The organism is Methylophaga pinxianii (assembly GCF_020447225.1).
In the GTDB taxonomy this organism is placed as follows: domain Bacteria; phylum Pseudomonadota; class Gammaproteobacteria; order Nitrosococcales; family Methylophagaceae; genus Methylophaga; species Methylophaga pinxianii.
Map to the genome: position 1 here is coordinate 13883 of NZ_JAJAEO010000175.1, position 14301 is coordinate 28183.

Sequence of the window (14301 nt, forward strand, 5' to 3'; positions counted from 1 at the left end):
ACAACCTTATGCTTGTGTGCTTTTAGCGATGGTATTGGTACGCTGAATTTTTTTCTGCAACTGAATAATGCCGTAAAGCAAAGCTTCAGCCGTGGGTGGACAGCCTGGCACGTATATATCTACTGGCACTATTCGATCACAGCCACGCACGACTGAATAGGAATAATGGTAGTAACCACCACCATTGGCACAGGATCCCATTGAAATCACCCAGCGTGGCTCTGACATCTGGTCATAGACTTTACGCAATGCAGGTGCCATTTTATTGACCAGAGTGCCGGCAACAATCATTACATCGGATTGCCTGGGACTGGGTCGAAATACAACACCGAAACGGTCGAGATCATAACGCGAGGCGCCGGCATGCATCATTTCGACAGCACAACAGGCAAGACCAAAGGTCATCGGCCACAACGATCCGGTTCTGGCCCAGTTGATTAATTTATCTGCTGAAGTGGTGACAATGCCTTCGTGGAGAACACCTTCTATTCCCATTCCAAGGCTCCTTTTTTCCATTCATAGATGAATCCCACCACCAGAATACCAAGAAACAAAAACATGGCCAGCAAGCCAAATACACCGATTTCATCAAGTACTATGGCCCATGGGAATAAAAATGCTATTTCCAGATCAAAAATGATAAACAGAATGGCAACCAGGTAATAACGCACATCAAATTTGCCGTGGGTATCTTCAAACGGTTCAAAACCACATTCATAGCTGGAACGTTTTTCGGCGTCAGGACGCTGCGGCCCGATAATAAATCCCGCGATCAATGGCATAACACCAAAGCCGATGCCAATAATGATAAACAACAAAATGGGGAGATATCCCTCTAACATGTCGCCCTTCCAATCTCTCTTTCCAGTGTCTTTGTGACACCTGATAATTATTATTGTTTTTGAAAAATCAAAGTAAATTTGATCAGCTCACGATACTACACTTTAACGTGCTGTATTTGAAGCTCACATTACGTCAGAATTGAATGCCCCTCTCGGTAACATTTTCTCCAGTGTCTCCGCTGTGATAGGTTTGCTGTAAAAATATCCCTGCACGTAATCGCATCGCATGGTTTTAAGTGAACTTGCTTGCTGAAGTGTTTCCACACCTTCTGCTACTACTTTCAAACCAAGACTATGTGCCATCGCAATGCTGGCATTCACCAGTTCGTGATCTGCTGAATCAGTGGTCATATCATTAATGAAACTGCGATCAATTTTGAGTATTGCAAAAGGATAACGACGCAGATAGCTGAGCGATGAATAGCCGGTACCAAAATCATCCATTGCCATCTCGATGCCCATATCATTAAAGGATTTAAATAAGTCATCTGTCATCAAGTAGCCACTTAATAACACACCTTCTGTTATTTCCAGTTCCAATGTCTTGGCTTGAACTGGATAGTGGCTTAATTGCTGCTCAACAAATCCCAGTAGTCCTGGATCGCGAAATTGACAAGGTGAAAGGTTGATTGCCATACGAAAATCAGGTTGAGTTGTCTGCCAGGTGGAGAGCATCTTGATGGCGCAATGCATCACAAACTCGCCAATCGTGACAATTAAGCCGGTTTGCTCTGCGACAGGAATAAATTCATCCGGTCCAATCGGCCCCAACTGTTCATTTTGCCAACGCAACAAAGCTTCAGCACCGATAATGTTTCCTGTTTCCAATTCAATCTGTGGCTGATAAAGCAAATAAAATTCGCCCCTCTCCAATGCACCATACATCTGTTGTTCTATCTTTAATCGACGATCAGCTTCACGATTCATCGACTCGGTGTAGTAAACAAATGTATTGCGACCATTATGTTTTGCATAAAACATCGCCGTATCAGCCTGTCGAAGTAATTGTGAGGCATTCGTTCCATCCTGGGGAAAAATGGCCACACCGAGACTCAAGGTGAGTGTTATCGTTTGCTCATCAATGATGAAGGGCCGCCGAAATTGTTGAATCAGGTTTTCAAGCACAGGGGTTATCCGATCACTCGTCGATATTTCGGTCAATAACACAAGAAATTCATCGCCACCAAGGCGACCAAGTGTATCGCTAGGCCTTAAATGCGCCTGAATACGCTCAGCAACCTGAATCAATAACTGGTCTCCCGTATCATGCCCCATAGACTCATTGATTTTTTTGAAATCATCCAAATCCAGACACAATACAGCTATCAACATGTCATTATGTCGTGCTTGTTCAAGTAACTGAGATAAGCGTTCCATTGATAAGAACCGATTAGGCAAACCGGTCAAAGTATCGTAATGCGCTAAATGGAGTATCCGCTCTTCCTGTTGCTGACGCATGGTGATATCAGAAATGACCATGATAAGCCCAGATAGGGCTTTATTATCGTCATAAATATAATCCCAGTTATATTCCAGAATCTTTTGCTGACCATTACTGGCCTGATTACTCGTGACCAAACGTTCAGGTTGAGGCTGGTTGGTGACCAAGTCATTAAAAAAGTTTTTGAATTGCTGTCTGCTACTCTCGTCGGGCTGGTAATCCCAAATATAAAGCCCAATCAGCTCATTGGGTTGAAGACCGATAATCTCATGTTGAGCAAGGTTGCTGAAGGTGATGCGTCCTTGTAAATCACATTCCTGAATTCCACACGGCACATTATCAAAAATCACTTTTAGACGAGTTTTACTGTCTTCTAAAGCCATGAACAGTTTGGTTTGGGAAAGCCAGAAGCGTTGTACCAACAGCCAGATCAGGATAGTGGTTATGGTGACAAAAAGTAATCCCTTATAAGTCTGTAGACGAGATAACAATTGAGCATCATTGGTCAATTGCTGCATCAGTTGATCAGAAAAGATTATCCAGAGTGAAGCAAAAAGACCGTAACTCAGTGCAATTCTTAATGGTACAAAAAAGCCGAGCTTTCGCAATTCTGTTAACCGTTTTTGAAGCCGGTTCAGTTTAGTCCTGATCACATGAACTCCCTGTTTAATTCCACAATTTCTGACTGAGGTTTAAACCTGTGACACTGTAGCGCGTTAAAATAGCACTTAAAGAAATTAATTACTTAAACTTAGCTTCTTAGATAGCCACTTTATTAAAATGTTCGGGTACAACTAAACAGGCATGTCATCGCTGCCACTTGTTTTTCAAGGCTGAATCCTTATGTATGGTCTAATTTTTGCCATTGCTGCGTATGTTATCTGGGGCAGCTTTCCACTTTATTTCAGCTATTTGAATAGCGTATCAGCTGTTGAAGTTTTATCGCATCGAATACTCTGGTCTTTATTAGCAACCATGCTGGTAGGACTATTACTGGGGCGCGGTCGTAAATTAATTAAAACCTTTGCCGATAAAAAATTACTGTTGTGGCTGGCGCTATCATCACTACTTATCGCCATAAATTGGCTGATCTTTATCTGGGCGGTATCACAACATCGCGTTCTTGAAGCCAGCCTGGGATATTTCATTACCCCCGTCATGAGCCTGCTATTGGCCAGATGGTTACTAAAAGAACAATTGCATCCATTACAGGCATGGGCTGGAGTTCTGGCCACTGTTGCAGTTCTATGGGAATGGTTCAGCCTGGGAAGGCTGCCCTGGGTTGGGTTATCACTGGCTCTGGCTTTTGCTTTATATGGACTGATCCGTAAAAAACATCCGGTGGATGGCGTTAATGGTCTGACAATAGAAACCCTATGGTTAGCGCCAGTCGCATTCGTCTGGATTCTCTGGCAAGCGTCAAACTCTGATTACAATCTGGCATTTGGAGACTCTATCCAATTGAGTCTGTTACTGATTGGTTCCGGTCTGCTCACCGCTTTGCCACTGGTATTATTTGCCATGGCGGCCAGCCGCGTCGACTTATCCGTGGTAGGTTTCATCATGTACATTAATCCAACCATTCAATTTGTGATTGGTGTATTTGTACTTAAAGAAGCTTATCCACCGGAAAGGCTGATAACTTTTGGAATAATCTGGATTGCCCTAATATTTTTTATCGCAGGTATGTGGAAAAAACATCAGCAGCGTCAGCGGCTTTAGTTTTTTAAGGCGTCTGATAACTGGCGGGCATCCTGTGGGGCACAGCCTTTTTGATCATTATCAAAATAGCAATACACATCAAACCCTTGCTGTTGCCATTGTCGGATTTTTTCGGCATAGGCATTGAGACGATGACCGTTATAAGAGCCCTGATAAGCTTTTTCAGGCCCATGCAATCTGATGTAGATAAAGTCAGCAGTGATCACCTCCGGTGATTGAAAACCTTTAAAATCGTAAAAACATAACGCAGCGTTATGTTGTTTCAATAGCTGATAAATCTCATCGTTAAGCCAATCTTTGTCACGAAATTCGAAGGTATATTGATAACCATCGGGTAAAGTTTTCAAAAACAATTCCAGTCGCTTTGGATTGGCATGCCAGTTTGGTGGCAACTGAAACAGGATCGGTCCGGATTTTTTCTTGATGGGTTTTATTGCTTCAAAAAAATTATCAATACTTTCTTCTGGATCCTTGAGTTTTTTGTTGTGAGTAATATACCGGCTGGCTTTAATAGCAAAGACAAAATCAGACGGCGTAACTTCCATCCATTTTTTCAGGCTCTTCTCACTTGGCAGATGGTAGAAACTGTTATTGATTTCTGTGGTATCAAACACACTGGCATAATGTTTCAGATAATCCTGACTTTTGATTTCTGCAGGATAAAAATTGTCTTTCCATTGAGAATAACTCCATCCCGACGTTCCGATAAGGACCTTAGCCATCATTCCACTTCCATTAACATTTGCTGTGTAAGACCCTGACGAATAGCAGGATAAACAAACAGCTTACTGGCTGCTTGCCGCTGCAGAACATCCTCTATTGAAAACTGGTGGGCAGAATCCAGCGAATCCAGCTCTTCCCAATGAAGCGGTACCGCAACTGGCGCCCCCGGTCGTGCACGGACGCAATAATCCATTACGGCTGTTGAAGCAAAATCATTGCGTAAATAATCAATAAAGATTTTTCCCTTACGCTGTTTTTTTGCCATATTAATCGTATAAGCCAGGGGGACCGCCTTAACCATTTGCTGGGCGAAATTCCGGGCAAACGTCTTAACCGTATCCCATTCTTGTCGACGTTGAATGGGCACAGTAACGTGCAGGCCTTTACCGCCAGTACATTTAACAAAGGATTCAAGCCCCAAATCATCGAGACGATGCCTAACATCCTGTGCAGCTAATTTTACTGCTTCAAAGGGAATGTCCTCATCGGGATCCAGATCAAACACAATCTTATCCGGCTTTTCGATGTTATCGATTTTAGCGCCCCATGGATGCATCTCAATGCTGCCCATCTGCACCAGCTCAATCAAACCCATCAGTTGTTTCAAATAAATATACTCGTGCGATTTGTCATTATGGCTGATGGTTATGGTATGGATATGCTTTGGCATGCCCTTGCCTTTGGAACGCTGGAAAAAGCATTGATGATCAATACCTCCCGGGCAACGCACCACACTTAAAGGCCGGTTTTTCAACCATGGCATAATCTCATCACTAAGCGCCTCATAAAATGACGCTAATTCACCTTTACTGATTTGAGCCTGAGGAAAGATCTGTCTGTCAGCATTACTGATAACGACTCCGGCAACTTTATCAGCCTGATCTTTCCTGGATCGTTCAGCTGTGCTGATAGCTTGTTCTTTAATAATTTGCTTAGGCTGCTTATCTGCACGTAATCCCTGAAATGACGCATGGCGCACCTTACCGCTTCTGGTCCAGGTAGCAAATTCCACTTCACATAATAATTCTGGTTTTACCCAATGAGTAGATTTGAAACTGCCACCTGGTCGTTGATCAAATGCCGGTTTGTTTATTTGTAATGGCTGTAACTTTTGATATAAATCAAAAGCCATTTGATGACTGAAACCGGTGCCTACTTTTCCGGCATAAAGCAGTTTTTTTTGTTGGTAGAAACCCAGGTGCAGCGAACCAATAGCTTTATCACTGGAACTGGCTGGTTCAAAGCCACAGATAATAAACTCCTGTCGCTGCTGACATTTACTTTTCAGCCAATATTTATTTCGCGTTTGACTGTATTTGGCATCAGCTTTTTTGGAAATAATACCTTCCAGATTCAAATCACAGGCTTTACTGATGATCTCTTTAGCATCGCCCTCAATTATCTCACTTAGATACAAAGGACCTGCCGGGAATTCCTTAAACAACTGCTCCAGAGCCTTGCGACGCTGGGATAATATTTTTTTGCTGTAATCCTCGCCACTCCAATAGAGCAAATCAAAAAAATATCCTTGCATCGGAACATCTTTGGTCGTCAGTGCTTCCTGCAATGCTTTAAAATCACTCACCCCTTTTTCATTAAGTACCACCACTTCCCCGTCCAGAACAAATGTACCGGTTTCAAGTTTTTGAAAAGCCTGCGCGATCAGTGGAAACTTATCTGTCCAATCATGACCATTACGGGTCAGGATGCGAACCTCTCCGTTTCGGAAAAACACCAGAATACGATAGCCATCGTATTTCACTTCATGAACCCAGTTATCTCCAGTAGGAGGATTGTCTACCAGAGTGGCCAACTGGGGTGAATGATATTTTTTTTGTAAAGTTGCTAAATTCGGCGTGTTGGTTACCGGAGCAGAAACAGGAGTGGATATATTGGCCGCAATTTCTGCAAAATCACGCCCTGACTTAACACTAAAATCTGTTTTTTCTAAAAATTTCGTATCTGGCTGAGCTATCGCAGTGTCATCATTACGCTTGATCAGCAGCCAGTTTTCCCGCCCCTTCTGTTTGTCATTCATCCGTGCCAGCGTCCATTCACCGTTTAATTTCTTACCTGTTAAACGAAAGGTGATTTTCCCTTGTGACAACGCTTTTTCCGGATCCTTATCAAGTGGTTCCCATACTCCAGTATCCCAAAGCATCACAGGTCCAGCACCATATTGCTTGGCGGGTATCACTCCCTCGAAATCATGATACGAAAGCGGATGGTCTTCAGTACGAACAGCAAGCCTTTTATCTTTGGGACAATAACTGGGACCTTTGGGAACCGCCCAACTGAGCAGTACGCCTTGCCATTCAAGCCGGAAATCATAATGCTGACGCGTTGCATCATGTTTCTGCACCGTAAAGATTAGTCCGGATTTACGCTTTTTACTGAGTTTTCCCGGTGGCTCTTCGGTAATTCCGAAATTTCGTTTGTCGTTGTATTTTTTTAAAGCATTGTGGACCATAAAAAGATACTTCCTTTGCCTCAAAGAATATTACGAGGCTTTAGATTTTGAAGTCGATTTCTTTCTCGGTTTTTTACTTTTTTGACTTTGTTCAAGGCTTTTTTTCAGGGCATCCACAATATTCACGACATTATCGGCTTGTGGTTTTTTACCTGAGGTGGTGACTTTTTTACCCTTCAATTTGGCTTCAATAATATCCAGCAACCCTTGCTGATAATTATCTTTAAAAGCCTTTGGATCAAAAGGTTGGGTTTTCTGTTCAATTAATTGTTTAGCGAGTTCAAGCTGCTCTTTATTAATCTTGGCTTTTTTAGGGATGTCTTCAAAGTAACGCTGTGATTCGCGTACTTCATAATCGTATCTCAGCGTATCCATAATCATGCCATTGCAGCATGGGCGTAAACAGACAATGCGCTCTTTTTTGTTCAACACCACCTGCCCAATTGCAGCTTTTTTAGAGGACTTAAGCGCTTCGCGGACGGTAAGGAAAGCCTCTTCAGCTATCTCGCCTTCTGGTACCACATAGTAGGATTTTTCAAAATATATCGGATCGACATCATCAATATCCGTGAACTGCACCAGTTCAATAGTGTGCTTACTTTCCAGCTTCAGCTTGTCCAGATCCTCATCCTCGATTGGAACATAACTCCCCTTCTCGTACTCGTAACCTCGGATAATGTCTTCTCCAACCACCTCATCACCGCTTTCATCGACTTTCTGATAGCGGATACGATCACCCGTTTCTTTATCATACTGATGCAGTGAAATCTTTTCGCTACTGGTTATAGCCGCATGCAATCTGACCGGGAACGAAACCAGTGAGAGACGGATATGTCCTTTCCAATATGCGCGTAGAGCCATAAAGAGAGACCTTTTTAAACATGTAAAAATGGAATTGAAGGCTTAACTGATAGAACATCAAGATGAACAAAGCCTGTTTAAATCTTAGAGATATGGACAGAAATAGCAAGAACAGAATGTAAAAAACCCGCTCAGTGTTTACCACTGGCGGGTTTATAATTGGTGCCGTCGGCCGGAGTCGAACCGGCACACCCTAAGGCACTACCCCCTCAAGATAGCGTGTCTACCAATTTCACCACGACGGCAATTAACTGAGGGATATTTTACGGAAACTCGGGAAGATCCGCTGGAGTTTCTTCAACAGGTTGTTCGATCACTACGGAATCAGTAACGCTTTGAACCCGCTCGGTATTACCTGCGAGATAAGCCAGTGTCAAACTCGTGATGAAAAATACTGTTGCCAGAATGGCACTGCTCCGGCTCAAGAATGAAGCTGAACCTTGACTACCAAACAGGCTAGCAGATGCTCCGCCACCACCACCGCCACCAAAAGCAGCGCCAGCATCCGCACCTTTACCATGCTGGATTAAAATCAAACCTACTAACAATAGTGAAATCACAACGTGAATCACCAAAATCAACGCATCCATTTAACTTCCTAATTTTGAGCAGCAGCCTGACAGATTTTGATAAATTCATCGGCATCACGTGAACCGCCACCGATTAATCCACCATCAATATCTGGCTTGGCAAATAATGGAGCAGCATTATTACCTTTTACGCTGCCGCCGTAAAGTATTCTGAGTGATGCAGCAATTTTTGCATCATGTTTTGCGACCCGTTGTCGCATGAAAGAATGTACATCCTGCGCCCATTCAGGGCTGGCTGTCTTGCCAGTGCCAATTGCCCAAACTGGCTCATATGCCAATACAGATTTTGACAGCATTTCGACACCCTGTTGCGCAATTACAATATCCATCAATCGCGCGACCATTTCTTCTGTGCGCCCCATTGAATGTTCTTCGGGGCTTTCACCAATACAAATAATCGGTGTAATTCCGTGACGAATGGCCATCTCATATTTTTCAGCGATGATATGGTCCAGAAAGATCTGGTCCAGATTCAGCTCAGCATACAAACAACGACGTTCAGAATGACCAATCAAAACATATTGGCAGCCAAAGTCTCGCAGCATAGCTGCCGAAATTTCACCGGTGTAGGCTCCGGAGTCAAACTGGGATACGTTTTGTGTACCCCAGAACATTCCTGAATCGGTTAAAGCGGACTGAACTTGTTGGATATAAAGTGCGGGTGGAAATAAGGCAACATCAACCGAAGCAAAGGAGTCTCTTTGCGCCAGTATTGCATCAAGCAATAATTTATTGCTTGCGCTAGAGCCGTTCATTTTCCAGTTACCAGCGACCAGCGGTTTGCGCACAGACACCTACTCTTATATAAGAATGAATCATAAAGGTTACCGACTGACAGTTGATAAAGCAATGTCATTAGGACTTATATTGTTACTCAAAATCATCTCAGGATTGGTTCTGTAGAATGCTCTCAATTTGTTCTGCCAGGCTTTTGGCTAACTGGTTGGTACGCGTTGCATCATGACCTTCCACCATGACGCGGATAACCGGCTCGGTGCCAGAAGCGCGCAATAATACGCGACCTTCATTACCCAGCTTGGCCTCAATGCTTTCAACTGCAGCTTGAATCTCTGGGTAGTCCTGCATATTGACCAGCTTATCAATTCGTACATTGATAAGTCGCTGAGGGTATTTGATCACTGCTGAACACAGTTCATGCAGACTACTGCCAGTTTGTTGTATTTCAGCCAGTACCTGTAATGCTGCGACGATACCATCGCCAGTACTGGTTTTATCGAGACAGATAATATGACCTGAGGCTTCGCCACCAATTAACCCGTCAACCTGTTGTAATTTCTCCATCACATAGCGATCGCCGACATTCGCTCTATGCAGGATAATGTCATGTTTTTCAAGGGCATGCTGTAATCCCAGATTAGACATTTGCGTGCCGACCACATGTCCTCTTCCCAGTCCTACACGCTGCCTGCCTCGGGCAATGATAAACAAAATATCATCGCCATCAACCAGTTCACCTTGATGGTCAACCATGATCAGACGATCACCATCACCATCCAGTGCAATACCCAAATCGGCTTTGTGCTCTAACACACCGGCTTGTAACAACCGGGGTTCCGTTGAGCCACAGTTTTGATTGATATTAAGTCCATCCGGCTCGGCACCCATCAGAATAACTTCTGCCCCCAGCTCCCGAAAGACATTAGGCGCTATGTGATAGGTCGCTCCATGAGCACAATCCACCACGATTTTTAGATTGGATAAATCAACACCGGTTGAAATGGTACTTTTACAAAACTCAATATAACGTCCTGCCGCATCAGATATACGGTGTGCCTTACCCAAGTGATCGGAGTCGACGGTTTTAATAGGTTGGTCCAGCATCGCCTCAATGGCAAGCTCAACTGAGTCTGGCAGTTTAGTACCTTGGTCTGAGAAGAATTTAATCCCATTATCATGGTAAGGATTATGCGAAGCACTGATCACAATACCTGCTTGTGCATGAAACGTTCGTGTTAAGTAAGCCACTGCAGGTGTCGGCATCGGCCCCATCAGATACACGTCTACACCTGCAGCTGAAAGTCCTGCCTGTAGTGCTGATTCGAACATATAGCCGGATATTCGCGTATCTTTGCCGATTAAGACTTTACTATTACGCTCCTTAGCCAGAACTCGTCCAACAGCCCAACCGAGTTTTAATACAAAATCCGGAGTAATAGCACCATCACCTACCCGTCCGCGAATACCATCAGTACCAAAATAGCGTCGTTTTTTTTCAATCAAAATCGTTAACCTGCATTACATGTTCACACAACCGGATCGCTTGTACCGTCTCACGCACATCATGACTGCGAATAATTTTCGCTCCCTGCCAAACGGCTATTGAAGCCAAAGCCAGGCTACCCGCCAAACGTTCCTCAACTGAAACGTTTAACATGGCCCCAATGATGGATTTCCGTGATACTCCAACCAGAACGGGTAAATCCGATTCGGTTAAGCTCAGTAAATGTTTCATCAAGCGAAGATTGTGACGAGCATTTTTTCCGAAACCAAATCCTGGATCAAGAATAATCTGCGACCGGGCAATTCCTGCCGCTTCACAAACAGCGACCCTTTCAAATAAAAAAGTCCTGACCTCACTCACCACATCCTGATAATGAGGCTGTTGCTGCATGTTCTGGGGAGTACCTTGCATGTGCATCAGGCAAACCGGCACAGCCAGATCAGCCGCCGCTTGTAATGCACCTTCTCCACGCAATGCATTCACATCGTTTATCAGGCTGGCACCCGCAGATACTGCTGCCCGCATAACATCCGCCTTCATGGTATCGATTGAAATAACCACATCCAGCTCACTGTGTATAGCTTCTATTGCAGGTACCACACGGCGAATTTCTTCTTCTAATCTAACCGGATCTGACCCGGGACGAGTCGATTCACCACCAATATCAATAATAGTAGCGCCATCTTCAACCAGTTTTCGAGCTTGTTCAAGGGCTTTGTCAGCAGAAAAAAAACGCCCGCCATCCGAAAAGGAGTCGGGCGTGACATTGACGATGCCCATGACGTGAGGAGCGGACAAATCTAATGATTTGCCCGCGAAATCCATCATCATGATTTAACTATCTCAGTTTAATTGATCAGCAGGCTTACCCGTTGGTTCTGGGCCACTTTCATCTGCTTTTGCAGAAGGTGGTGGCGTCGATGATTTATCATCCCAGCCTTTCGGTGCACCAGGTTCACGGCCTTCCATAATGGCATCAATCTGATCACTGTCGATAGTTTCATATTTGATCAGCAATTTTGCCATGGTGTGCAATTTATCAGAGTTTTCAGTCAGGATCTTTTTGGCACGGTCATAGTTTCTGGTAATCAATGCGCGAACGTCTTCATCAATCTGTTTTGCTGTCAAATCAGATACAGACTTATGCTGGGTGACACTGCGACCAAGGAAAACTTCTCCCTCATCTTCACCATAAGACAATGGTCCCATATTGTCGGACAAGCCCCATTTAGTGACCATATTGTGTGCCAGCTCGGTTGCCCGCTGAATATCGTTCGACGCACCCGTAGTCACCGCTTCAGCTCCAAAGATCATTTCTTCAGCCAGTCTCCCACCATACAAACTGGAAATCTGACTTTCCAATTGCTGTTTGGTGTAACTGTATCTGTCTTCGATCGGTAAAAACATCGTCACACCTAAAGCACGACCACGGGGAATAATACTGACTTTATAGACAGGATCATGACCTGGCACACTACGGCCAACAATCGCATGGCCGGCTTCGTGATACGCCGTCAGTTCTTTTTCTTTATCACTCATGACCATAGAACGACGTTCAGCACCCATCATGATTTTATCTTTGGCTAACTCCAAGTCCACCATCGATACCAGTCGTTTATTGGTACGTGCCGCAAATAAGGCTGCCTCGTTAACCAGATTGGCCAGATCAGCACCTGAAAAGCCTGGTGTTCCACGTGCTATAACACTTGGATCAACATCTTCATCAGCCGGTACTTTACCCAAATGCACTTTAAGGATCTGTTCACGGCCACGAATATCCGGTAATGGCACTACAACCTGCCTGTCGAAACGTCCCGGACGCAGTAAAGCTGGATCAAGTACGTCAGGACGGTTGGTGGCAGCAATAATAATGACACCTTCATTACCTTCAAAACCATCCATCTCAACCAGTAACTGGTTCAGTGTTTGCTCACGTTCGTCATTACCACCGCCTAAACCGGCACCACGGTGACGACCCACCGCATCGATCTCATCTATAAAGATAATGCATGGTGCGTGTTTTTTTGCCTGTTCGAACATGTCACGTACACGTGATGCACCTACGCCGACAAACATCTCAACGAAATCAGAACCTGAGATAGTAAAGAAAGGTACTTTTGCCTCACCGGCAATGGCTTTAGCCAGCAATGTTTTACCAGTACCCGGCGACCCGACCATCAGGATACCGCGTGGAATACGTCCACCAAGTTTCTGGAACTTGCCAGGATCGCGTAAGAAATCCACTAATTCATGTACTTCTTCTTTAGCTTCCTCAACACCAGCGACATCTTTGAAAGTCACTTTTACCTGATCTTCATTTAACATTCGGGCTTTGCTTTTACCGAATGACATCGGGTTTTTGCCACCACCGCCTTGCATCTGTCGCATAAAGAAAATCCAGACAGCAATCAGCAGTAACATCGGGAACCAGGAAATAAAGATCTGCATCAACAGACCAGTTTTTTCAACGGGCTCGGCTTTGATAGCTACACCGTTATCCAGCAAATCACCAATTAGACCAGGATCATATTCAGGACTGAAGGTAGTAAATTGACTTCCATCCGATAATTTACCGGTAATAGTTCGTCCCTGGATATCAACACTGGATACCGCACCGCTTTTCACGTTGCTGATAAAGGTCGAATAATCCATCTCGCTCTGCTTACTTTGCTGTGGACCAAAATTGTTAAATACCGACATCAATACCATCGCGATGACGACCCATAAAACAATATTTTTCATCATGTCACTCAATGTATGTTACCCCTAGTAACGTTAGTTTGTTTTGCTGTCATTTCCGTCCGCGACCAAGCAAATAAACTTCACGGCTGCGTGCCCGGGAAGCATCCGGTTTACGAGTTATCACTTTATTAAAATGACTTCGCATGGACTTCAAAAATTCATCAAAGCCTTCACCCTGGAAAACTTTGACCAGAAAATCACCCTGTTTACTCAAGTTAGTAATAGCAAAATCCAAGGCCAGTTCAACCAGATGCATACTGCCAGGCTGATCGATTGCATCCACACCAGTCATATTGGGGGCCATATCCGATAATACAAGGTCTATCGATTGTCCGGCCAATACTTCATTTAATTGTTCAAGGACGTGATCCTCACGAAAATCACCTTCGATGAAATGTACGCCGGTCAATGGCGTCATTGGCAAAATGTCCAATGCAATGACTTTACCTTTGTCGCCGACACGATGCAAAGCATAATCTGACCACCCCCCCGGCGCGGCTCCCAAGTCCACAATCGACATGCCGTGGCGGATCAACTTATCTTTCTGATCAATTTCTTCCAGTTTGAAAGTAGCTCGGGAGCGATATCCTTTCTGTTGAGCCTTTTTGACATAGGGATCGTCAAAATGTTCTCTCAGCCAATTATTGCTTGATTTACTTCGTGCCATA

At 44.2% G+C, this 14301-nt stretch carries 13 protein-coding genes and 1 tRNA gene; 1 reads left to right on the forward strand and 13 read right to left on the reverse strand.

What is annotated here, in order from left to right:
- Positions 1-6: 6 nt before the first annotated feature.
- The 3 genes from LGT40_RS09650 to LGT40_RS09660 all read right to left on the reverse strand — a co-directional run bounded on the left by LGT40_RS09650 (position 7) and on the right by LGT40_RS09660 (position 2936).
- Positions 7-495, reverse strand: coding sequence for a NuoB/complex I 20 kDa subunit family protein (locus LGT40_RS09650; RefSeq protein ID WP_226075479.1), 489 nt, complete (start codon positions 493-495; stop codon positions 7-9).
- Complete coding sequence (gene ndhC / locus LGT40_RS09655) at positions 486-842, reverse strand: NADH-quinone oxidoreductase subunit A (protein ID WP_041354701.1); 357 nt, start codon at positions 840-842, stop codon at positions 486-488. The genes LGT40_RS09650 and ndhC overlap by 10 nt, the downstream gene beginning before the upstream one ends.
- A gap of 123 nt (positions 843-965) precedes the next feature.
- Positions 966-2936, reverse strand: coding sequence for a sensor domain-containing protein (locus LGT40_RS09660; RefSeq protein ID WP_226075477.1), 1971 nt, complete (start codon positions 2934-2936; stop codon positions 966-968).
- A gap of 190 nt (positions 2937-3126) precedes the next feature.
- Here LGT40_RS09660 and rarD point away from each other — a divergent pair, with 190 nt between their 5' ends.
- Positions 3127-4005, forward strand: a complete 879-nt coding sequence (gene rarD, locus LGT40_RS09665) for an EamA family transporter RarD (RefSeq protein ID WP_226075475.1) — start codon at positions 3127-3129, stop codon at positions 4003-4005.
- Here rarD and LGT40_RS09670 read toward each other — a convergent pair.
- From LGT40_RS09670 to rlmE, 10 genes are all read right to left on the reverse strand, one after another.
- Positions 4002-4730, reverse strand: a complete 729-nt coding sequence (locus LGT40_RS09670) for a DUF72 domain-containing protein (RefSeq protein WP_226075473.1) — start codon at positions 4728-4730, stop codon at positions 4002-4004. The two genes, rarD and LGT40_RS09670, sit on opposite strands and share 4 nt — an antisense overlap.
- Positions 4727-7198, reverse strand: a complete 2472-nt coding sequence (gene ligD, locus LGT40_RS09675; protein ID WP_226075471.1) for a DNA ligase D — start codon at positions 7196-7198, stop codon at positions 4727-4729. The genes LGT40_RS09670 and ligD overlap by 4 nt, the downstream gene beginning before the upstream one ends.
- A 30-nt stretch (positions 7199-7228) precedes the next feature.
- Positions 7229-8059: a non-homologous end joining protein Ku gene (ku, locus tag LGT40_RS09680; RefSeq protein ID WP_226075470.1), complete on the reverse strand. Its 831-nt coding sequence runs from the start codon at positions 8057-8059 to the stop codon at positions 7229-7231.
- Positions 8060-8219: 160 nt separating this feature from the next.
- A tRNA-Leu gene (locus LGT40_RS09685) sits at positions 8220-8304 on the reverse strand.
- A gap of 18 nt (positions 8305-8322) precedes the next feature.
- Entirely contained in the window at positions 8323-8649 is a 327-nt protein-coding gene (gene secG / locus LGT40_RS09690; protein WP_226075468.1) for a preprotein translocase subunit SecG, read from the reverse strand.
- 8 nt (positions 8650-8657) lie between these two features.
- Positions 8658-9437, reverse strand: coding sequence for a triose-phosphate isomerase (gene tpiA, locus LGT40_RS09695; RefSeq protein ID WP_226075466.1), 780 nt, complete (start codon positions 9435-9437; stop codon positions 8658-8660).
- A 97-nt stretch (positions 9438-9534) separates the two neighbouring features.
- Positions 9535-10890, reverse strand: coding sequence for a phosphoglucosamine mutase (glmM, locus tag LGT40_RS09700; RefSeq protein ID WP_264177866.1), 1356 nt, complete (start codon positions 10888-10890; stop codon positions 9535-9537).
- Complete coding sequence (gene folP, locus LGT40_RS09705; protein ID WP_226075464.1) at positions 10883-11722, reverse strand: dihydropteroate synthase; 840 nt, start codon at positions 11720-11722, stop codon at positions 10883-10885. The genes glmM and folP overlap by 8 nt, the downstream gene beginning before the upstream one ends.
- A 12-nt stretch (positions 11723-11734) precedes the next feature.
- A complete protein-coding gene (gene ftsH, locus LGT40_RS09710) occupies positions 11735-13636 on the reverse strand; it encodes an ATP-dependent zinc metalloprotease FtsH (protein ID WP_226075462.1) in 1902 nt (633 codons plus the stop codon).
- A gap of 46 nt (positions 13637-13682) precedes the next feature.
- Entirely contained in the window at positions 13683-14300 is a 618-nt protein-coding gene (gene rlmE, locus LGT40_RS09715) for a 23S rRNA (uridine(2552)-2'-O)-methyltransferase RlmE (RefSeq protein WP_226075460.1), read from the reverse strand.
- Position 14301 lies beyond the last annotated feature (1 nt).